The following is a 20,667-nucleotide window of genomic DNA, read 5'->3' as shown; positions in this document are numbered from 1 at the left end:
AGCCGCGCGCTGTGCTCCACTGGCCCGCCGCGTTTTTCCTGGGAGTCTGTTCGCCGATGCGCCGTGTCGCCTGGATCGTCTGTGCTGTGTTCGTCGTCCTGGCCGGTGGCCTGCCGCGCCCGGCGCTGGCCGAGGCTCTGCCCTTGGCGCTGTCTCAGGCGCTGACCGGCGGTGGCGCCGACGCCGCTGCGGATGGCCTGCTCACCGACGAGGAAATCGAGACCCTGACGGTGCTGCAGCGCTTCTACGGCGCCCGCGGCTACCGCCCGCTGTGGGTGCTGGAAGCCGCCGCCGGCCCGCGCGCCGAGAAACTCGCCCGCCTGCTCGCCGCCGCCGACCTCGACGGCCTCGACCCGGCCGACTACCGCGCCCCGCAGATCGCCGGGCTGCTGGCCGCCCTTTCGCCGGAGAGTGGAGGCACCCCGGAGAACCTGGCGCGGCTGGAGATGCTGCTGAGCCTCGGCCTCGTGCGCTACGCCGGTGATCTCGGCCAGGGCCGCACCACGCCCCACGTCGCCGACCCGGAACTTTTCGTGTTCCGTGAAGAAGTGACGAAGGAAGACGTGCTGGCCGCCGCCGCCGACGCCACGGATCTGGAAGGCTTCATCGACGGCTACCGCCCGCAGACCGAGCGCTACGTCCGCCAGAAGGTGGCGCTGGCGGAATACCGCGCGCTGGCGCTGCAGGGCGGCTGGGCGGAGATCCCCGAGGGCGAGACCCTGAAGCCGGGCATGACCGATCCGCGCGTCGGCCTGCTGCGCAAGCGCCTGCGCCTGGTCGGCGACCTGAAGCCGGCCGACGACGCGGCCGAGCGCGGCGGCGCGCCGGACTTCTACGACCCGGCGATGGAGCCGGCGGTGAAGTGGATGCAGTACCGCCATGGCCTGGCGCAGGACGGCGCCGTCGGCAACAAGACCCTTGCGGCGCTCAACGTGCCGATCGAAGCCCGCATCGAGCAGATGATCCTGAACCTGGAGCGCCGGCGCTGGATGCCCGATGACCTGGGCCAGCGCCACATCTTCGTGAACCTCGCCGATCAGCTGTTGAAGCTGGTCGACGAGCCGAGGACGCTGCTCGACATGCCGGTGGTGGTCGGCAAACCCTATCACCACACGCCGATCTTCAGCCATGTCATGACCTACGTGGAGATCAATCCCTTCTGGAACGTGCCGCCCTCCATCGCGCGCGACGAACTGCTGCCCAAGATCAAGCACGACGTCAGCTATCTGGCGAAGAACAACTATGTGCTGTTCAGCGACTGGAGCAGCGGAGCGGCAGTGGTGGATCCGCAGAGCATCGACTGGGCGCAGGTTTCGAAGGCGAGCTTTCCCTACAAGATCCGCCAGGACTCCGGCGACGGCAACGCGCTGGGCCGGGTGAAGTTCATGTTCCCCAACCGCTTCAACATCTACCTGCACGACACCCCGGCAAAGTCGCTGTTCGGCCGCCAGGAGCGCACCTTCAGCCACGGCTGCGTGCGCGTGCAGGATCCGGCCCTGCTGGCCGAAGTCGTACTGCAGGGCACCGCGGGCTGGGACCGCGCGCGGATCGACGCGGCCATCGCCAGCGGTGAGCGCACCGTCATCACGCTGAAGCAGCCGCTGCCGGTGCACATCAGCTACCTGACCTCCTGGGTCAACAAGGACGGCAGCGTGCACTTCCGCAACGATGTCTACGAGCGCGACGCCGCGCTGGCCGGCGCGCTGTTCGGCGCGCGCGCCGACAGCCTGCGTTAGCTGGTTGCTGAACCGGCTGGCGGCCCATCCTTCTAGACAGCCGCTGCGCGGCTTCCTCAGGATGAGATTGGCCGCCAGACCTTTCAGCAAGCTGCCAAGTCAGCCAGCGGCGATGACGTGGGTTGTGCCTATGAATTCGCGTGCGTGAGAAGTGCGGGAAGACTGTTAACCCTCTTCGCCGTCGCTGCCTCATTGTCGCCCGAATCGTCGGGCCTAGTGTGCCGGTGCCAGAGGGGTGAAAGCCCGGAAAACCGCGGTTAAGCGGTCCTCCGTTGCCTCGCCTCGTGAAAGCATGCAATCGTTAACGGTCTCTTCGCGATTGGGCGCGCAAGCTGCGGCGAGACTCCTAGCCGGAACCGCTACAATAGAGGACCCGCAGCGGCATGCACCAGAAGGCCAAAGCTTCCCTGGCGGGCGCGTTCACGCGCCGGCAGTTTCTCGCCACCGCCGGGGCGGGCATCGCCGCCTTCAGTACCATGGTCCTGCTGCCCGATCTGGCCTTCGCTGCCAAGGCGCTGCCGTCGACCCGCAGCCTCGCGTTCCGCTCGCTGCACACCGGGGAGGAGGTCGCGGCTACTTACCTGCGCGACGGTCAGCTGCAGGCCGAGGGCGTGCAGGTGCTCAACCACGTGCTGCGCGACTGGCGCAGCGGCGAGGTCTGGGACATGGACCCGCAACTCTTCGACCTGCTCTACGCCCTGCGCCGGCGGATGGACAGCACGGCTCCCTTCGAGCTGATCTCCGGCTACCGCTCCCCCCAGACGAACGCCACCCTGGCGTCCAACAGCGGCGGCGTAGCCAAGCGCTCGCTGCACATGCAGGGCAAGGCGACCGACATTCGCCTGCCGGAGCGCGATCTCAAGGCGCTGCACAAGACGGCGCTGGCGCTGCAGGCCGGCGGCGTCGGCCTCTACACCAAGTCCGGCTTCGTCCACGTCGACACCGGCCGCGTGCGCCACTGGGGTTCGTAAGGCCGCGACGCTTCCCGCTTCGGTCCGCATAAAAGATCAGCGCCCTCTTCCTTCAAGGAAGAGGGCGCTTTGATTTTCCGGGAGGGCTATCCTTCGAGACACGCCGCTGCGCGGCGTTCCTCAGGATGAGGATGGCGTTTGAAGTGCGGTCAATCAGACCTTCTTCACAACCCTGCTAGGCGGCGCGCACCGTCGCCAGGAAGCGCTCGATCTCGCCGCGCAGCGCCGTCGACTGGCGGGCGAGTTCCTCGGAGGAGGAGAGCACCTGGCTCGCCGCGGCGCCGGTCTCGCCGGCCGCGCCCTGCACGCCGGCGACGTTGGACGAGACCTCCTGGGTGCCGGCGGCGGCCTCCTGGGCGTTGCGCGAGATTTCCTGGGTCGCCGCCGACTGCTCCTCGACCGCACTGGTGACGGTGGTCGAGATCGCATGGATTTCGCCGATGGTCTTGGCGATGTCCTGGATGGCGCCCACCGCGCTGCCGGTGGCGGACTGGATGCCGGCGATCTGCTGGCCGATCTCCTCGGTCGCCCGGGCCGTCTGCATGGCCAGCGATTTCACCTCGGAGGCGACCACGGCGAAGCCCTTGCCCGCCTCGCCGGCGCGCGCCGCCTCGATGGTGGCGTTCAGCGCCAGGAGGTTGGTCTGCTCGGCGATGTCCTGGATCAGCTTCACCACGTCGCCGATCTTCTCGGCGGCGGCGGCCAGGCCCTCGACCTGCTCGTTGGTCGCGCGGGCATTCTCGCTGGCCTTGCCGGCGATGCTGCTGGACTCGCCGACGCGGCGGCTGATCTCGCCGATGGAGCTCGACAGTTCCTCGGCGGCGGCGGCCACGGTGTGCACGCTGGCCGAGGCCTGCTCGGAGGCGGCCGCCGCGGCGGTCGAGCGCTGCGCCGTCTCGTCGGCGGTGCCGGACATCGACTTGGCGGTTGCCTGCAACTCGGTGGAGGCCGAGCTCAGGGTATCGACGATGCCCTTCACGCTGGTCTCGAAAGCATCGGCCATCTGGTCGAGCGCGGCCTTGCGCTCCTCTTCGGCGCGCTGCTTCTGCGCCTCCTGCTCGGCCTCCAGCCGCTTCATTTCCACGGCATTGTCCTTGAACACCTGGACCGCCTGGGCCATGCGGCCGATCTCGTCGCGGCGCGTGCGCCCCGGCACCTCGATCGCATGGTCGCCGCCGGCCAGCGCGCCCATCGCCTCGGTCATGGCGACCACCGGGCGGGCAATGTCGCGGCCGATGACGAAGGCCGTGACCGCGCCGAACACCACGGCGATCAGCGAGACGACCACGGTCAGCATGCGCACGAAGGCGACGCTGTCGCCGGTCCTGGCGGCGGCCTCGCCGCGGGCGTTCAGGGCATTGCCGCGGATCTCGCCGACCTTCGCGGCGATCTCGGCGCCGTTGGGGACCAGCACGCCCTGGTCGATCTCGTTCGCCTCGGCCATGGTCTCGATGACGTCCTTCATCCCGGCGGCGAAGCCCGGCAGGATGTTCTCGCGCATATCCTTGATCGCCGCGCGGTCGACGTCGCTGGCCGCGCGTCCCTCCAGGTCGTAGAGCGACTGGGCAAGGTCGTTGATCGCCGCGGTGATGCTGGCGGCGTTCTCCTCGCTGACCTCGCGCATGTAGGTCTGCAGGCGCAGGCGCAGCAGCATGACCAGTTCCTGCGTCTGCCCGGCCTTGGCGGCGATCTGGAACTCCTCCCAGCTCAGCCCCTTTTCGATGACGCCGGAAATCGTCTCGCGCATCTGCTGCCCGGCCGGCTCCAACTCGTCGCGAAAGCGCGCGAAGGCCGCATCGCGCAGCTGGGCCACGCGGGTGAAGCCGATGTCCAGCCCGGACACCAGCCGCAGCACGTCCTCACTGAGGGCGCGGTTTTGCGCCAGGGCGCCGGGCGCATCGCGCAGCGCTGTCGCCGCTTCGCGGACGCCGGCCAGCTGATCGCCCACCAGCTTGGCGTCCTGCGGATCGCCGCCCGCCATGAACTTCTGGGCGTAGTAGAGGGCATCGGCGGTGTGGCCTTCCATCGCCGTGGCGGTGATCGCCGCGTCCGAGCTTTCCTGGCTCAGCGCCATGCCGTCGGTGGTCTGCTCGAAACCGAGCCACGAGGCGCCGGCGAGCGCCACCAGCAGCAGGATGACCGCGATGAAGCCGGCGTAGATCTTGGCGCCGACACCCAGCGCGCCGATGCCCAGGGCGCGCATGCCGGGCTTGCCGGGGTTCAGGCGCGCGATGCCGGGGAAGGACTTGGAGGGCCGGGTGTCTTGCGGGGAGGAAGCGTTCATGGCTCTGATCTTCGATGTTCCAGGGGCCAGCCGGGGCCGGCGGAGGGTCCAGTCGGGCAAAGGTGGCTGCCGTTGCGGCCGTGGCTGCGCAGGCCGGCAACCGGACGTTGCTCGGTCATCTCTAGCGCCGAATAGATGAAGCCCATCTTAATGGCGGGCCGAAAAAGCCATTTAAACAAATGAGTTAGACGGGAAAATTCCGGGTCTTCGGACGCTGGGGGAGGGAACCCTGAAGGATTTCCGGCGATGCCATTAGAACCGCGATCAAGCCATTAGGTTGTGCTGTTTCGGCGCGGCTCCGCGGTCGTGACCTTGCGGTCCCGCAGCAAGGTTTTGACCTTTGCGCCGGATTTTCTATGATCCGGCTTCCGTCCAGGAAAGGCATCCGAGAGTCATGGATAAGTTCACCACCCTTACCGGGGTCGCCGCACCCCTGCCGCTGGTCAATATCGACACCGATATGATCATCCCCAAGCAGTTCCTGAAGACGGTGCAGCGCACCGGCCTCGCCAAGGGCCTGTTCTACGAGATGCGCTTCGACGAGAACGGTGCGCCGAAGGAAGGCTTCGTGCTCGACCAGCCGGCCTACAAGAGCACCAGGATCCTGGTGGCGGGCGAGAATTTCGGCTGCGGCTCCAGCCGGGAGCACGCGCCCTGGGCGCTGCTGGATGCCGGCATCCGCTGCGTCATCGCGCCCAGCTTCGCCGACATCTTCTACAACAACTGTTTCAAGAACGGCATTCTGCCCATCGTGCTGCCGCAGGAGCAGGTCGACCTGCTGATGGACGACGCCTCGCGCGGCGCCAACGCGGTTGTCACCGTGGACCTTGAAAAGCAGCAGATCACCGGCCCGGACGGCGGCACCATCACCTTCGACATCGACCCCTTCCGCAAGCACTGCCTGCTGAACGGCCTGGACGACATCGGCCTGACTCTGCAGAAGGACGCCAAGATCGCCGCCTTCGAGGACGCCCGCAAGGTCAGCCAGCCGTGGGCCTGATCCGCGCCTGGCTGCGCGGCAGCAGGGGAGCGGCTTCGCCGGACCTCTAAGCGCATGAGCAAGAGTGCAGAGTTCGACGTCGTGGTCGTCGGCGCCGGCGCGGCCGGCGTCGGTGCCGGGCGTGCCCTTGCGGAGGCGGGATGCCGCTTCGTCATCCTGGAGGCGCGCGACCGCGTCGGCGGGCGGGCCTGGACCGTCGACAGCGGCGAGGGCTACCCCATCGACCTCGGCTGCGAATGGCTGCACTCGGCGCCGCGCAATCCGCTGGTGGCGATGGCGCGCGACCTCGGCCACGCGGTCGACGAATATCCGCACATTTGGGCCAACGAGTGGAACACCGAAAAGCTGGGTCCGGCGACCTATGCCGAGTTCCGCGGCACCACCGAGGCCCTCTTCGAGAAGGCCGAGGCGCTGGCCGCCGCCGGCGGACCGGATGCCGCCTTCGGCGACCTGCTGCCGGCGGACACGCCCTGGCGGGCGGCGATTGATTCCATCTGCGGCTGGATTACCGGTGGGCGCCTCGACCAGCTTTCCGCCGTCGACGTGGGCCGCATGGACGACCTGCAGGTGAACTGGCGCCTGCCGGGCGGCTACGGCGCCGTCATCGCGGCCCTGGCCGAGGGACTGCCGCTGCGTCTGTCGACCCCGGTCACCCGCATCGACTGGCGCGACAAGACCATCACCGTTGGGACGCCGGCCGGCAGCCTGACCGCTGAGCGGGTGATCGTCACCCTGCCGACCAACGTGATCGCCGCGGGTACCGTCGCCTTCGCCCCGGACTTGCCGGCTGCAAAGCTGCAGGCCGCCGCCGACCTGCCGCTGGGCGCCGACCTGAAGCTGTTCCTCGCGGTCGAGGGTGCCCCTTTCGGGCCGCCGCGCGACCTGCAGCTGCCCAGCCGCTACGACCGCACCGACTGCGCCTTCATGCACCTGCATCCTTTCGGTCGACCTCTTGTTGCAGCCTACTTGGGGGGCGACATCGCGCGAGAGCTGGAGGCCGCGGGCCTTGCCGCCATGGCGGACTTCGCGGAGCAGGAGCTGGTGTTCAACTTCGGCTCCGCCGTGCGCGGCAGCCTGCGTGCCTTCGCCGCCAGCGGCTGGATGGGCGATCCGCTGGCCGGCGGCGCCTATTCCTATGCCCGTCCCGGCGCGTTGGGCGCCCGCGCCGGCCTCGCGGTGCCGGTCGACGACCGCCTGTACTTTGCCGGTGAAGCGACATCGCCCGGTGAATACGCCACCGCCCACGGCGCCTACATGACCGGCCAAGTCGCCGGCAAGGCGGCGTCCGCGGCCTTCGTCGCGCGCTGAGCGCCGCGGCAGACAGTCCAACGCAGAGATCGAACCAAAGCAAACGTAAGAAAGGGAAGCGTGCCATGGCGTCCAACAAGAAGCTTTTGATTTTGGCCGGTGACGGCATCGGCCCGGAGGCCATGGCCCAGGTGCGCCGGGTCATCGACTGGATGGACAAGCGCCGCTCGGTCGGCTTCGACCTCGACGAGGGTCTGGTCGGCGGCGCCGCCATCGACGCCGAGGGCGCACCGGTCAGCGACGCCACGGTGGAAAAGGCGATGAACGCCGACGCGGTGCTGCTGGGTGCCGTCGGCGGGCCGAAGTGGGACGACCTGCCCTTCGCTCAGAAGCCGGAGCGCGGCCTGCTGCGCCTGCGCAAGGACATGGTGCTGTTCGCCAACCTGCGCCCCGCGCTCTGCTTCGACGCCCTGGTCGATGCCTCGGCACTGAAGCCGGAGCTGGTCTCCGGCCTCGACATCATGATCGTGCGCGAGCTGACCGGCGGCATCTACTTCGGCGAGCCGCGCGGCATCGAAACGCTGCCCGACGGCAGCCGCCGCGGCATCAACACCCAGGTCTACACCACCGGCGAGATCCAGCGCGTCGCCCGCGTCGCCTTCGACCTGGCCAAGAAGCGCGGCAACCGGCTGTGCTCGGTCGAGAAGGCCAACGTCATGGAGTCCGGCGTGCTGTGGCGCGAGGAGGTGACCAAGCTGCACAAGGCCGAGTTCCCGGAGGTCGAGCTCAGCCACATGTACGCCGACAACTGCGCCATGCAGCTGGTACGCAACCCCAAGCAGTTCGACGTCATCGTCACCGACAACCTGTTCGGCGACATCCTGTCAGACGCCGCGGCCATGCTGACCGGCTCGCTGGGCATGCTGCCCTCGGCCTCGCTGGGCGCCACCGACCCGACCACCGGCCGCCGCCTGGCGCTCTACGAGCCGGTGCACGGCTCGGCGCCGGACATCGCCGGCCAGAACAAGGCCAACCCGCTGGCCACGCTTCTCAGCTTCGCGATGATGCTGCGCTATTCCTTCGACCTGGGCGACGATGCCGACCTCATCGAGCAGGCGGTGCAGGACGTGCTCGCCGCGGGCAAGCGCACCGGCGACATCGCCAAGCCGGGCCAGCCGGTGGTCTCGACCAGCCAGATGGGCGACGCCATCCTGGCGGCGCTCGACAAGCGGGCGGCATGAGTGGCCTGCACAAGCGGTCACGAATCGGTTAATTGACGGCGGGGGCGGGGACAACTAAAGTCCCTGCTTCCAAAGGCTCCTCAATGGGAGATCGTGTAATGAAGAAGACCCTTACCGCCCTTATGGTTGCGGCAGGCGTCGTTGGGTTCGCCGGCATTGCCGCTGCGGACTGCAGCTTCCATACCGCCCAGAGCACGAAATCGACCGTTACCGCCGACGCCGGCCAGTCGACTCCGGTCACCACCACCACGACCGAGACGGCCAAAAACTAGGCGCAAAAACCCATGGACGTTACGAAAGGCCGTCCCTCTGGGCGGCCTTTCTCCTTAGGGGCCTCCCCCAGCGGACAGCATCCAGGCGAAGACGAGCGCAGCCTGTTCGCCATTCTGGCGGCACGCTGGCTAGCGGCGTCCGCCGCCCAGCCAGGCGAAGAACATGCGGAAGTCGCTGACGAACGACCACCACGGGTGGGTGAAGGTGGCCGGGCGGTTGCGCTCGACGACGGCGTGGGCGACCCAGGCGAAGGCGTAGCCGCAGACCAGCGCCGCCACGGCGAGGCGCCAGTCCGCCGCCGCTACCGCGCCGGCCAGCAGGAAGAGGCCGAGCCCGGTGCCGAGGAAGTGCAGGGCACGGGTCTGCGCGCGGGCATGTTCGCCCAGGTAGCGCGGCCAGAAGTCACGATAGGTCTTGGAGCGGGGCATCATCGCTCGGCGGCTCCTTCGCAGAGATGAAACCGGAAACCGGCTGCGGCCGGCAAGCATAGCAAACAGCAGACGCGAAAGGCAGATAGGTAGACGTTATGGGATACAAGGTAGCAGTGGTCGGCGCGACGGGCGCCGTGGGCCGCGAGATGATGAAGACGCTGGCCGAGCGCAATTTCCCGATCGACGACATCGCGGCGCTGGCCTCCGAGCGCTCGGTCGGCAGCGAGATCTCCTTCGGCGATGACGACGTGAAGGTCCAGAACCTCGCCGCCTTCGATTTCAAGGGCACCGACATGGTGTTCTCCTCGCCAGGGGCCAAGGTCTCGGCGGAGTATTCGCCCAAGGCCGGCAAGGCCGGCGCGGTGGTGATCGACAACACCTCGCAGTTCCGCATGGACCCGGACGTGCCGCTGGTGGTGCCCGAGGTGAACCCGCAGGCGCTGAAGGGCTACAGTAAGAAAAACATCATCGCCAACCCGAACTGCTCGACCATCCAGATGGTGGTGGCGCTGAAGCCGCTGCACGATTTCGCCAAGATCAAGCGCGTCGTCGCGGCGACCTACCAGTCGACCTCTGGCGCCGGCAAGGACGGCATGGACGAGCTGTTCAACCAGACCCGCGGCATCTACGTGAACGAGCCGGTGAGGCCGCAGGAGTTCACCAAGCAGATCGCCTTCAACGTGATTCCGCACATCGACGTCTTCATGGACGACGGCTACACCAAGGAAGAATGGAAGATGATGGTCGAGACCAAGAAGATTCTTGACCCGTCCATCAAGCTGACCGCGACCTGCGTGCGGGTGCCGGTTTTCGTCGGCCATGCCGAGGCGCTGACCATCGAGTTCGAGAACCCGATCAGCGAGGAGGAGGCCCGCAAGGCGCTGAAGGCGCAGGCCGGCGTCATCGTCATCGACCACCGCACCGACGAAGGCTACGTCACCCCGGCCGAGTGCGCCGGTGAGGACGCGGTCTACGTCAGCCGCATCCGCAGCGACCCGACGGTCGAGAACGGCCTCAGCATCTGGGTGGTCTCCGACAACCTGCGCAAGGGCGCGGCGCTCAACACCGTGCAGATCGCCGAAACCCTGGTCAAAGACGGCTACCTGTAGCCGGCGTCGCCGGGCGGGCGATCCGTCCGCCCGGCTTTTCTGTACCTCCCGGTGAAAGGGCGCGCAGGCGCTGAATCTCGGATATGGCCAAAAAGAACCCGCTAAAGCTGAACACGCTGCAGCTGAAGACCCTGACACTGCTGCAGCAGCTGGCGCGCAGCCCCAACCATGCGCAGCCGGGCGACGAAGACGGCAGCGTCTTCGTCTCCAATTTCCCCACCGCGCACGGCGACCATTTCCACGTCGGCGACGCGGTGGTGCGGGCGCGCGACGCCACCGGCCTTGCCAACCCCAACGTCTTCGCGGTGCTGGAGCGCAAGGGCCTGTTGCGCTCCATGTATCCCATGGGCGCGATGCTGAGCGCCGCGGCACTCGCCTACGACACCGGCCTCGCCGACCAGGTGCTGCACCGCTCCGATCATTGATCGCCCTGGCCCCTGCCGGCACAAGAAGGATTCGCTGACCGCATGAAGCCCATTGCCATTTCCGTTCTCACCATCTGCGGCATCGAGGAGTTGCCGACGCACCAAAAGCGCAGCGTCACTCATGTCCTCTCGCTGATCGATCCCGGCTGGCCGGAACTCGAGGCCTTCCGCAGCTACGACCGTCATCACCGCACGACGCTGCACTTCAACGACATCATCGACCCGCAGCCGGGCAGGACGATGCCGACGCGCGACGACATCGCCTCGATCCTGCAGTTCGGCGAGGAACTGGAGGCCTCGGCGCGCGACCGCGACGGCGAACACGACGGGGGCCACCTGCTGGTGCATTGCCACATGGGTGTGTCGCGCTCGACGGCGGCGATGCTGTCGCTGCTGGCGCAGGTCCATGCCGACGAGAACGAAGACCGGCTGTTCGAACGCCTGCGCGACATCCGTCCGCAGGCCTGGCCCAACTCCGTCATGGTCGGCTATGCCGACGACCTGCTGGGGCGTGGGGGCCGCCTGGTCGCCGCGTTGAAGCGCCACTACGGCCGGCAGGTGAGCCGCGATCCGGCGCTGGCCCAGTGGATGATCGACCTCGGCCGCCGCCGCGAAGTGGAGATGGCCGAGGACTGATCGGACGTCCCGATCGCCGCCGTCACTGAATGATCAACGGCGGCAGAGACATGCGTGGCCAGCGCCCTCCCGCGCGCAGGTCGAAGCAATGCCGTCCCTGTCCATGATTTGCGAAGTCGCGGTCCCAGGGCCCTTCGGCCGGTGTATCTTTCTGCAGCGCAAAGTCTGCACAGAGTCTGTAGGCCTGCGCGCCCGTCACTTGGTAGGTGTAGGCCTTGCCGGACTCCGGATCCGCAAGCTGCCGCACCCAGTCACCTTCGAGGTCGTTCAGGCTTGCGGGCAGGCGCTCGTTGTTCTGCCAGTAGATGTCGACGGCACCGGCGATTTGGCTCAGGTTGTCAACGCGTTGCCTGTCCAGGGCGAGCAGGCGCTGTTTGGCCGGCGACCCTATGACCAGAAAGCCGGCGGTGATGGCCGCCAGGGACAGGACGACGAAGGCGCCCACGAGGAACCGGCCGATTGAGGGTTTCGTCATGGCACCCGCTCGTCGCGCTTCAGGTCATGGAGGTAGTACCCGAAGACGGCACCGGCCAGGAGCGCCACCGTGGCGACCTTCAGCAGGAAGCGCAGGGTCAGCTCGCCCCCCAGCAATCCGAATACCAGCGTGACGAAGTCGCCGATCAGGAATGTCACCGCGATGAACAGGGCGATGTAAGTGAGCCACTTGCGGGTCGGCGACCCGGCCTTGATCGGATCGCGAGTCAGCAGCCGATTCACATGATGGGTGGTGAACAGGAAAACCGGGAGCGTGACGACCAGCAAGGCCAAGGACCAGCGGATCGAGCGCTCGGTGTCGCCGGCCCGGTAAAGGGCATCAGGGAAGGCCTGTTCGATGAAGTTGAAGCTGAGCTTGCCGAGGGCATAGACGGCGAGATACAGCGTCGTGAACAGGACGAGATAGAAGAAAGCCTCCTGAGCCGAGATGTACGGGCGGGGCGTCGGAACGGGAACGGCGAAGGTCACCTCCGAATAGGCGCCCAGCGCCGCTTCGACCTGCTCGCCCGCCCAGCCGGCGTGCAGCAGGGCCTCCCTGACTTCCGCTCGCGCAATGCCCTTCGACAAGGCCTCCCTGACAAAGCGGTTCAAGTCGTCGTCGCGTTTGGACATGATTCCGTGCTCCCTGCTGGCAGGCCCGGTTATCGTACAGGCTGCTCTTGGCGTCGGCCAAAAGTATTACAGGTTGATCGTGGCGCGAAAGCGCGGCGGCACTCCGGCCCCATCGGCGGCAGGCCGCCGATGGGGGATCGGCTAAGCCAGGTCCCCCGCCGCCGCGCAGATCGTTGCACCGTCGCATTCCCGCGCGAGCTCGAGGGTCACGCAGGTGCCGTCGCGCAGGGGCCTGCGCAGCATGCGCGGGCCATTCGGCGCGGTGTCGAGACGACCGGACTCCTGCAGGGCCTGAAGGCGCTTTCGCGACAGGCCGAGTTCTCCGGCAAGCAGCCGGTCCAGGCGCAGCGTGACGGGCTGCGGGACGGCGAGGCGAACCGACAGCCAGGGCGCCGATAACGGGGCTTCGCATAGCACCTCCTTGCGTACGGCGACCGCCGCCGACGCTGCGGCGGCTCCGCCTCGCAGATCGCCGATGTCGCCGGCCAGGCGGTCCGCAAGCGCAGGGTCGTTTCGATGGAGCGCTTCCAGCAGGCAGGGATCGATGCCGTCGACGCTGCGGCGTTCCAGGACGGGCCGGTTCCAGGTGTCGTCGCAGGTCGTGCATTTGTAGATGAGCCAGGCATCGACCTGCTTGCCGTTGGCATTCACCCGGAACTTTCCGCTGCTGCGGAAGGGTCTCGCCGCGCCGCAGCGGCGGCAGTTCATGGTGGGCTGGGGGGCGCTCTGAGGAATAACTGTCCAAAGGACAGAAAAGACTTCGACCATGCCGGTTTGCTCTTCCCATCGGGAAGTCCGTCAGGACGGCGGTCGCGAGATGCCTGGAAGGCGCGGTGTGACGACGGAGTCTGGGTGAGGAATGCCGGATGCGGGCCGGCCGAGCTGCCCGTCGCGGTCCTGCCGTGCCAAACCGGTCTCGAACCGCCACCGTGGCGAACTCACGCATTACACTTCGTCAGCGCGAAGGAGGCGCTGCCGCGTTCATCGGTGGATCAGATGAGACCGGCGGTTACGAAGGCAAAGGAGATCGCTTCCCAGCATTGAAGAGGCGGGCATTCTATGTCCGCACCAGCGGACTTGAAAAGAGCGTGCCGCGCTAAAAAGCCTCTGCCGTGAAGCGGCGGCGCGGCGCCTCCAGGCGGCCCTGGGCGGCGATGAGCTGCAGCTCCTCTTCGCCGCTGTCGAGGGTGGTCTGCAGCACCTCGAAAATCGCCGCGGCGGCCTTGCCCAGCGCCTCGGGAACGGAACCGCTCTTGAGATAAAATCCGAGAAAAAAGGCGGCGACCGCATCACCGGCGCCGTTGGGCGCGAAGGGCAGGCGCGGGCAGGCGACGCGCCACGCGCCCTCGGCTGTGACCGCGAGCATCTCCATCTCGCCCGCGTCGTTGCCTTCGGCGGCGAGGCTGGTGACGAGGACGACCTTGGGGCCGCGTCGCAGCAGCGCGGCCGCGGCATCGTGCACCTCGGGCAGGCTGCTGCATTTCGTAGCGCTCAGGATCTCCAGCTCGAAGCGGTTGGGGGTCAGGATGTCGGCGGCGGGCAGGGCCTCTTCCGCCATGAACCCGGGGATGCCGGGGCGCACGAAAAGGCCTTTGCCGTCGTCGCCCATCACCGGGTCGCAGGCCCAGAGCGCCCGGGGGTTGGCTGCGCGGATGCGCCGGGCGGCATCGAGGATCACCGCGCCGAGGGCCGGGTCGCCGACGTAGCCGGTGAGCAGTGCATCGCAGCGCGCCAGCGCGCCGCGTGCCTCCAGCCCATCGATCAGCCTGGCAATGTCGTCCGCGCTGAACACCTGTCCCTGGAACTCCGGGTAGCCGGTGTGATTGGAAAACTGCACCGTGTGGACCGGCCAGACCTCCAGTCCCAGGCGCTGGAGGGCGAAGACGGCGGCGGCATTACCGACGTGGCCGTAGGCCACGTGGGACTGGATGGAGATCACGTTCATCAAAGGGGGTTCGCTTGCCTGTTCAACGGCGGATTTGCGGGATTCCCAAAGGGGCGGCAGCTTGCCACAGACCGGTCATCGTTTATAGTCGCCGACGCGTTCGCAGGCGCGGGAAAGGCGCCTGCCGACGGCTGAACAAGAAATGCCTAAGGGACCTGCCAGGGAGATGCCACCGATGTTCGCCAGCGCCCGTCCGCGCCGTTCCGTTCTCTACATGCCGGGCTCCAACGCCCGCGCCCTGGAAAAGGGCCGCGGCCTGCCGGCCGACGGCCTGATCCTCGATCTTGAGGACGCGGTGGCGCCGGATGCCAAGGAGACCGCGCGCCGGCAGATCGTCGAGGCGCTGCAGCAGGGCGGCTACGGCAAGCGTGAAATCGTCGTCAGGGTGAACGCCCTCGACAGTGCCTGGGGCAAGGACGACGTGAAGGCCATCGCGACTTCTGGCGCCGATGCCATCCTGCTGCCGAAGGTGGAGACCGCGGCGATGATCCACGCGCTGGAAAAGCTGATGGACGCGGCCGGTGCGCCGAAGTCCATGGGCATCCAGTGCATGATGGAAACCCCGCTCGGCATGCTGAACGCCAAGGAAGTGGCCGGGGCCTCCCCGCGCATCACCTGCCTGGTTATGGGCACCTCCGACCTGGTGAAGGACCTGCAGGCGGCGCACACGCCCCAGCGCCTGCCGGTGCTGACCGGTCTCGGCCTCTGCATCCTGGCGGCGCGTGCCCACGGCATCGCCATCACCGACGGCGTGCACCTGGACCTCTCCGACGACGAGGGCTTCGCCGCGCAATGCCGCCAGGGCAAGGAACTGGGCTTCGACGGCAAGACCCTGATCCACCCCAAGACCATCGCCAAGGCCAACGAGATCTTCGCGCCCTCCGAGGAAGAGATCGACTGGTCGCACAAGATCATCGCCGCCCACGCCCAGGCGAGCGCCGAGGGCCAGGGCGTGGTGGTGGTCGACGGCAAGCTGATCGAGAACCTGCACGTCGAGAGCGCCAAGCGCCTCGTCGCGCTGTCCAATGCCATCAAGGAGCTGGAGTCCGCCGCCTGATGTCGCCGGCCAATCCGATGAACAATCCAAAGAACAAAGCGGGCAACTTCTTCGAGGACTTCCGCCTCGGCCAGGTGATCCGCCATGCCACGCCGCGCACGGTGACGGCGGGCGACCAGGCGCTCTACACCGCGCTCTACGGCGGACGTTTCGCGCTGCAGTCTTCCGATGTTTTCGCCAAGGCCTGCGGCCTGCCGGCGGCGCCGGTCGACGACCTGCTGGCCTTCCACGTCGTCTTCGGCAAGACGGTGCCCGACGTGTCGCTGAACGCCGTCGCCAATCTCGGCTACGCCGGCGGCCGCTTCCTGGCGCCGGTCTATCCTGGCGACACGCTGTCCGCCGAGAGCGAGGTGGTTGGCCTGAAGGAAAACTCCAACGGCAAGACCGGCGTGGTCTACGTGCGCAGCCGCGGGGTGAACCAGCGCGGCGAGGCGGTGGTCGAGTACACGCGCTGGGTCATGGTGAAGAAGCGCGACGCCGGCGCGCCGGCGCCTGAGGCGGTGCTGCCGGAACTGCCGGAGGCCGTCGCGGCCGGCGACCTCGTGGTGCCCGACGGGCTCGACTTCGCCGACTTCGATTGCGCGGCGGCGGGCAGCCCGCACCGCTGGGGCGACTACGCGGCCGGCGAGCGGATCGATCACGGCGATGCCATGACGATCGAGGAGGCCGAGCACCAGCTGGCGACTCGGCTCTACCAGAACACCGCGCGGGTGCACTTCAACCAGCACGTCGAAAGCCAGGGCCGCTTCGGCCGGCGCATCGTCTACGGCGGCCACGTCATCTCGCTGGCGCGGGCCTTGAGCTTCAACGGCCTCGGCAACGCCGTGAAGCTGGTGGCCATCAACGGCGGCACCCACGCGGCGCCCAGCTTCGGCGGCGACACCATCTACGCCTGGTCGGAAGTGCTCGACAGCATCGAGTTGCCGGGGCGCAGCGACCTCGGCGCCCTGCGCATCCGCACGGTGGCGGCGAAGAACATCGACTGCGGCACCCTGCCCTACAAGGCGGTGTCCGAGGAAGGCCGCCACGGCTATCACCCGGCTGTGGTGCTGGACCTCGACTACACGGTGCTGCTGCCGCGGTGAGCGTGGGGTGAGGCGGGGGATGACAACGAGAGACAAGCCACCCCGACATCTGGTGCGAATTTGCATTCGCACCACAAAATTTAGTTGAATCGGTGAATCGGCTGCGCTAATGAGTGAGGCGCCGGGTTGCAGAAGGAGTTTCCTCCGACTGCGGCGTGTCCCGGAGGACACTCACCCGACGCCTCAGGAGCTGGATCCAGCTCAACGTTACGGCGGCGGCGGATGGGTTCTTGATCAGCAATCGCGCGCGGATACCGGGCCTGGCGTGACCGATACAGCGCAGCGAGATCGCTGATCTCCCCCGAGGGGGAGCGAACTCACCGGGCGTGGGCCTGTCAGCCCTCCAATCCGCCTTTCCGACATCCGATCCCGGCGTCCTCCCGCGAAGGCGGTGCCTTCAGGGGTATCGTCCAGAACCGTCCCGGGGCGCGGGCAGGGTCCCGAGGGATCCCGTCCGAACAGTCGGCGGCGCTGGGCGCACCGGCTGTCTTTTCCAGGCCTCCAATGCCGCCCCTTGCGGGGAGCTTCCCGGACCGGGTCGGCGCCCTTGCGGGTACCTTCCTTGGCCGGTGAGACCTTCGCGCAATTCCACGAGGGAACCGCGCGGTCCCGGATCGGTCGGCCTCCCGACACGGGGAGGGGAAGCCGTCCTCGCCGGAAAGGTGAGGGTCGAAGCTCGACCGGCACCTTCCCTCCGAAAACCAGGATATGCAGGGCAACCCGGTTTCCGGCACCGGACGGATGGCCCCCGAAAGGGCTCTCCGTCCCCGGACAATCGCTGGCGTGCCACCCGATCTACCCGGGACGCTCCCGAAGGAACCTCCCTGAAAAACCGGGCCGGTCTCCGGCCCGAGGGCCGCTGCACCTTCACCCGCCGGGCCCGAAGGCCTGGTCGGCAAGGCCGGCGGAAACCGAAGTCCCCGCAAAGACCGCTGCCGCTTGGCGAACCCAAAGCCCGAAAGCTTCCGGCTCTTCAAGCCGCTTCTCCGTCGGTCCAGGCTCGGGGGAACCGAAGTTCCGGTGAACCATGGCTCTCGGGAGAGGGCCGCACCCGCCGTCGTCCGGCGCTTTCACGTGCAAGGAGATGCTCGCCCAACTTGCAGAAGGCGACAACATAAAATTACCAGATAGCCTACGAAAACTTGTGCATAGTTTCCTCAGAACTGCACATTTCCTTCACATCTTGCCCACAGTTCTGTCCACAGGGCCGCCGCCAGGTGCAGCGGAGGGTTCGCCCGCCGGTTGGGTTTGGTCGCTTTCCCGGGGGCTTTCCCGGGGGCTTTGCGGGGCCTCTATACCGGGGGCCGCGTTGACTTATGTTGCGCTGCGGTCTAAATCACAGGCCGACCAACAAGAAAAGAGTCTCTTGGGACTTCCGGAGTACACTGCGCCGTCCCACCGCGCGCAGGGTAGGGGCAGAAAGCCTGAAGGCAGCCGTCGCATGATCTCTTCGAACCGGCCTTTGTCGCCGCATCTGCAGGTCTATCGCCCGCAGATCACGTCCACCCTCTCGATCCTGCACCGCCTGACGGGCATCGCCCTGGCGGTCGGCACGCTGCTGCTGACTTACTGGCTGGTCGCCGCCGCCTCGGGCCCGGAGGCCTTCGCCACCGCGCAGGGCCTGATCGGCTCCTTCATCGGGCGGCTGCTGCTGTTCGGCTGGAGCTTTGCGCTGTTCTATCACCTCTGCAACGGCATCCGGCACCTGTTCTGGGACGCCGGCTACGGCTTCGAGATCGAGACCGCGCAGCGCAGCGGCCTGGCCGCCGTCGCCGGCGCGGTGGTGCTGACGGTGATCTGCTGGATCGCCGGCTACATGATGATGGGGGGCTGACGGCGATGAGCATGCGCTCCCCGCTCGGCCGCGTGCGCGGCCTCGGCTCGGCCAAGGACGGCACCGGCCACTGGTGGGCCCAACGCCTCACCGCGCTGGCCCTCATCCCGCTCACCATCTGGTTCTGCGTCTCGGTGATCGCCATGACCGGCGCCGAGTACCCGGCGGTCGTCGCGTGGATCGCCTCGCCTGTGGTCGCCGGCCTGCTGGTGCTGCTGATCGCGGCGGTCTTCTATCATGCCGTGCTGGGTTTGCAGGTCGTCATCGAAGACTATGTTCATCATGAGATGACGAAGTTGGCGCTGCTGCTGGCGGTGAAGGCACTGGCCATCGTGCTGTCGCTCTCCGGCATCCTCTCGGTCCTGACGCTGCTGTTTACCCGCGCGTAAGGCCGCATCCTCGCGCCACGCGCCATTCGAGGTCCGCTTATGACCAAGTCCTACGAGATCATCGATCACACCTACGACGTCGTGGTGGTGGGCGCCGGCGGCGCCGGCCTGCGCGCGACGCTGGGCCTGGCCGAGGCCGGCCTCAAGACCGCCTGCATCTCCAAGGTGTTCCCGACCCGCAGCCATACGGTGGCGGCACAGGGCGGCGTCTCCGCCTCGCTCGGCAACATGGGCGAGGACGACTGGCGCTGGCACATGTACGACACCGTGAAGGGCTCCGACTGGCTGGGCGACCAGGACGCCATCGAGTACATGGTGCGCGAGGCGGTGCCGGCGATCCTGGAGCTGGAACACTACGGCATGCCGTTCAGCCGCACCGAGGACGGCAAGATCTACCAGCGCCCCTTCGGCGGCATGACGACGCACTACGGCGAGGGCATCGCCCAGCGCACCTGCGCGGCGGCCGACCGCACCGGCCATGCCATGCTGCACACGCTCTACCAGCAGAGCCTGCGCCAGCACGCCGAGTTCTACATCGAATACTTCGCCCTCGACCTCATCATGGAAGACGGCGTGTGCCGCGGCATCATGGCGTGGAACCTGGACGACGGCAGCATCCACCGCTTCCGCTCGCAGATGGTCATCATCGCCACCGGCGGCTACGGGCGCGTCTACTTCTCCTGCACCGGCGCGCACACGCAGACCGGCGACGGCAATGCCATGGTGCTGCGCGCCGGCCTGCCGCTGCAGGACATGGAGTTCGTACAGTTCCATCCGACGGGGATCTACGGCGCCGGCTGTCTCATCACCGAGGGCGCGCGCGGCGAGGGCGGCTACCTCACCAACTCCGAGGGCGAGCGCTTCATGGAGCGCTACGCGCCTTCGGCCAAGGATCTCGCCAGCCGCGATGTCGTGTCCCGCGCGATGACCATGGAGATCCGCGAAGGCCGCGGCGTCGGCGCGCAGAAAGATCACATCCACCTGCACCTGGAGCACCTCTCGCCGGAGCTGCTGCACCAGCGCCTGCCGGGCATCTCGGAATCGGCGCGCATCTTCGCCGGCGTCGACGTGACCAAGGAGCCGATCCCGGTCATCCCGACCTGCCACTACAACATGGGCGGCATCCCGGCGCTGTGGAGCGGCGAGGTGGTGACCGAGCAGAACGGCGATCCCAACACCACGGTGCCCGGCCTGATGGCGATCGGCGAGGCGGCCTGCGTCTCGGTGCACGGCGCGAACCGATTGGGCTCCAACTCGCTGCTCGACCTCGTGGTCTTCGGCCGCTCCGCCGCGCGGCGCTGCGCCGAGATCCTGACGCCGGGCGAGAAGCAGCCGCCGATGCGCGTCGATGCCGGCGACGCCGCGCTCGACCGCTTCGACCGCCTGCGCCACGCCGACGGCGATATCCCGACCGCCGACCTGCGCGACGAGATGCAGCGCGCCATGCAGGGTCACGCGGCGGTGTTCCGCACCGGCGAGTCGCTCTCCGAGGGCGTCGAGAAGCTGCAGGCGGTATGGGACAAACGCGGCCAGGTGAAGGTCACCGACCGCACGCTCATCTGGAACTCCGACCTGGTCGAGACGCTGGAGCTCGACAACCTGATGTTCCAGGCCAAGGTGACCATGGAGTCGGCGGGCAACCGCACCGAAAGCCGCGGCGCCCACGCGCGCGAGGACTACCCGGACCGCGACGACGTGAACTGGATGAAGCACACCTTGGCGTGGTGCGGCGAGAACGGCAAAGTCACCTTCGGTGACCGGCCGGTCAGCCTCAAGACCCTGACCAATGAAGTGCAGGCCTTCCCGCCGAAAGCCCGTGTTTACTAAGGCCCCAAGTATACTAGAGCCCGAGTTCACCAAGGGCCGATCAGAACAGAGATCCCTGCAAGCGAAGCG

The 20,667-nt window shown here is 67.6% G+C and carries 20 protein-coding genes and 1 pseudogene; 15 read left to right on the top strand and 6 right to left on the bottom strand.

Annotation, left to right across the window (positions count from 1 at the left end; translation table 11 throughout):
* Window positions 1-56 precede the first annotated feature (56 nt).
* Entirely contained in the window at window positions 57-1,736 is a 1,680-nt protein-coding gene (locus WDC82_RS04555) for a L,D-transpeptidase family protein (RefSeq protein WP_340116069.1), read from the top strand.
* A 383-nt stretch (window positions 1,737-2,119) separates the two neighbouring features.
* Entirely contained in the window at window positions 2,120-2,707 is a 588-nt protein-coding gene (locus WDC82_RS04550; protein WP_340116068.1) for a DUF882 domain-containing protein, read from the top strand.
* 175 nt (window positions 2,708-2,882) lie between these two features.
* Here WDC82_RS04550 and WDC82_RS04545 read toward each other — a convergent pair whose 3' ends face one another.
* The gene (locus WDC82_RS04545) at window positions 2,883-4,991 is read right to left on the bottom strand and encodes a methyl-accepting chemotaxis protein (RefSeq protein WP_340116067.1); all 2,109 of its coding nucleotides are present in this window, start codon (window positions 4,989-4,991) and stop codon (window positions 2,883-2,885) included.
* 394 nt (window positions 4,992-5,385) lie between these two features.
* Here WDC82_RS04545 and leuD point away from each other — a divergent pair, with 394 nt between their 5' ends.
* The 5 genes and pseudogenes from leuD to WDC82_RS04520 all read left to right on the top strand — a co-directional run bounded on the left by leuD (window position 5,386) and on the right by WDC82_RS04520 (window position 8,752).
* Entirely contained in the window at window positions 5,386-5,991 is a 606-nt protein-coding gene (gene leuD, locus WDC82_RS04540; protein WP_340116066.1) for a 3-isopropylmalate dehydratase small subunit, read from the top strand.
* A gap of 45 nt (window positions 5,992-6,036) precedes the next feature.
* Window positions 6,037-6,288: pseudogene (locus WDC82_RS04535) on the top strand (FAD-dependent oxidoreductase); the annotation flags it as partial.
* Entirely contained in the window at window positions 6,265-7,299 is a 1,035-nt protein-coding gene (locus WDC82_RS04530) for an FAD-dependent oxidoreductase (RefSeq protein ID WP_340116954.1), read from the top strand. The pseudogene WDC82_RS04535 and the gene WDC82_RS04530, both read left to right, overlap by 24 nt.
* A 65-nt stretch (window positions 7,300-7,364) precedes the next feature.
* Window positions 7,365-8,480 (top strand): 3-isopropylmalate dehydrogenase, encoded by a 1,116-nt coding sequence (gene leuB, locus WDC82_RS04525; protein ID WP_340116065.1) that lies wholly within the window; start codon window positions 7,365-7,367, stop codon window positions 8,478-8,480.
* Window positions 8,481-8,578: 98 nt separating this feature from the next.
* Window positions 8,579-8,752, top strand: a complete 174-nt coding sequence (locus WDC82_RS04520) for a hypothetical protein (protein ID WP_340116064.1) — start codon at window positions 8,579-8,581, stop codon at window positions 8,750-8,752.
* A 129-nt stretch (window positions 8,753-8,881) separates the two neighbouring features.
* Here the strand turns inward: WDC82_RS04520 and WDC82_RS04515 are convergent, their stop codons facing one another.
* Complete coding sequence (locus tag WDC82_RS04515; RefSeq protein ID WP_340116063.1) at window positions 8,882-9,184, bottom strand: DUF962 domain-containing protein; 303 nt, start codon at window positions 9,182-9,184, stop codon at window positions 8,882-8,884.
* 95 nt (window positions 9,185-9,279) lie between these two features.
* Between WDC82_RS04515 and WDC82_RS04510 the strand changes: the two genes are divergently transcribed.
* The 3 genes from WDC82_RS04510 (at window position 9,280) to WDC82_RS04500 (ending at window position 11,354) form a co-directional block, all read left to right on the top strand.
* On the top strand, window positions 9,280-10,293 hold the full coding sequence (locus WDC82_RS04510; RefSeq protein WP_340116062.1) for an aspartate-semialdehyde dehydrogenase: 1,014 nt from the start codon (window positions 9,280-9,282) through the stop codon (window positions 10,291-10,293).
* 83 nt (window positions 10,294-10,376) lie between these two features.
* Window positions 10,377-10,718: a hypothetical protein gene (locus WDC82_RS04505; RefSeq protein ID WP_340116061.1), complete on the top strand. Its 342-nt coding sequence runs from the start codon at window positions 10,377-10,379 to the stop codon at window positions 10,716-10,718.
* A 42-nt stretch (window positions 10,719-10,760) separates the two neighbouring features.
* Window positions 10,761-11,354, top strand: a complete 594-nt coding sequence (locus WDC82_RS04500; RefSeq protein ID WP_340116060.1) for a protein-tyrosine-phosphatase — start codon at window positions 10,761-10,763, stop codon at window positions 11,352-11,354.
* 22 nt (window positions 11,355-11,376) lie between these two features.
* Here the strand turns inward: WDC82_RS04500 and WDC82_RS04495 are convergent, their stop codons facing one another.
* From WDC82_RS04495 to pdxY, 4 genes are all read right to left on the bottom strand, one after another.
* Complete coding sequence (locus tag WDC82_RS04495) at window positions 11,377-11,829, bottom strand: hypothetical protein (protein WP_340116059.1); 453 nt, start codon at window positions 11,827-11,829, stop codon at window positions 11,377-11,379.
* Window positions 11,826-12,461, bottom strand: coding sequence for a DUF5671 domain-containing protein (locus tag WDC82_RS04490; RefSeq protein ID WP_340116058.1), 636 nt, complete (start codon window positions 12,459-12,461; stop codon window positions 11,826-11,828). Before WDC82_RS04490 ends, WDC82_RS04495 begins: the two co-directional genes overlap by 4 nt.
* 141 nt (window positions 12,462-12,602) lie before the next feature.
* Window positions 12,603-13,229 (bottom strand): DUF1062 domain-containing protein, encoded by a 627-nt coding sequence (locus WDC82_RS04485; RefSeq protein WP_340116057.1) that lies wholly within the window; start codon window positions 13,227-13,229, stop codon window positions 12,603-12,605.
* A 328-nt stretch (window positions 13,230-13,557) separates the two neighbouring features.
* Entirely contained in the window at window positions 13,558-14,406 is an 849-nt protein-coding gene (gene pdxY / locus WDC82_RS04480) for a pyridoxal kinase PdxY (RefSeq protein ID WP_340116056.1), read from the bottom strand.
* Window positions 14,407-14,581: 175 nt separating this feature from the next.
* Between pdxY and WDC82_RS04475 the strand changes: the two genes are divergently transcribed.
* From WDC82_RS04475 to sdhA, 5 genes are all read left to right on the top strand, one after another.
* On the top strand, window positions 14,582-15,463 hold the full coding sequence (locus WDC82_RS04475) for a CoA ester lyase (protein WP_340116055.1): 882 nt from the start codon (window positions 14,582-14,584) through the stop codon (window positions 15,461-15,463).
* On the top strand, window positions 15,463-16,548 hold the full coding sequence (locus WDC82_RS04470) for a MaoC family dehydratase (RefSeq protein WP_340116054.1): 1,086 nt from the start codon (window positions 15,463-15,465) through the stop codon (window positions 16,546-16,548). Before WDC82_RS04475 ends, WDC82_RS04470 begins: the two co-directional genes overlap by 1 nt.
* A 1,441-nt stretch (window positions 16,549-17,989) precedes the next feature.
* The gene (gene sdhC / locus WDC82_RS04465) at window positions 17,990-18,382 is read left to right on the top strand and encodes a succinate dehydrogenase, cytochrome b556 subunit (RefSeq protein ID WP_340116053.1); all 393 of its coding nucleotides are present in this window, start codon (window positions 17,990-17,992) and stop codon (window positions 18,380-18,382) included.
* Window positions 18,383-18,387: 5 nt separating this feature from the next.
* Window positions 18,388-18,771 carry a succinate dehydrogenase, hydrophobic membrane anchor protein gene (gene sdhD, locus WDC82_RS04460; protein ID WP_340116052.1) on the top strand — a complete coding sequence of 128 codons (384 nt, stop codon included), beginning with the start codon at window positions 18,388-18,390 and terminating at the stop codon, window positions 18,769-18,771.
* 39 nt (window positions 18,772-18,810) lie between these two features.
* Window positions 18,811-20,598: a succinate dehydrogenase flavoprotein subunit gene (gene sdhA / locus WDC82_RS04455; RefSeq protein WP_340116051.1), complete on the top strand. Its 1,788-nt coding sequence runs from the start codon at window positions 18,811-18,813 to the stop codon at window positions 20,596-20,598.
* Window positions 20,599-20,667: the final 69 nt, after the last annotated feature.

This window comes from Pelagibius sp. 7325, assembly GCF_037652055.1.
In the GTDB taxonomy this organism is placed as follows: Bacteria; Pseudomonadota; Alphaproteobacteria; order Kiloniellales; family Kiloniellaceae; genus Pelagibius.
The sequence above is the reverse complement of the archived record's forward strand: the minus strand, read 5'-3'. Positions and strand labels throughout refer to the sequence as shown.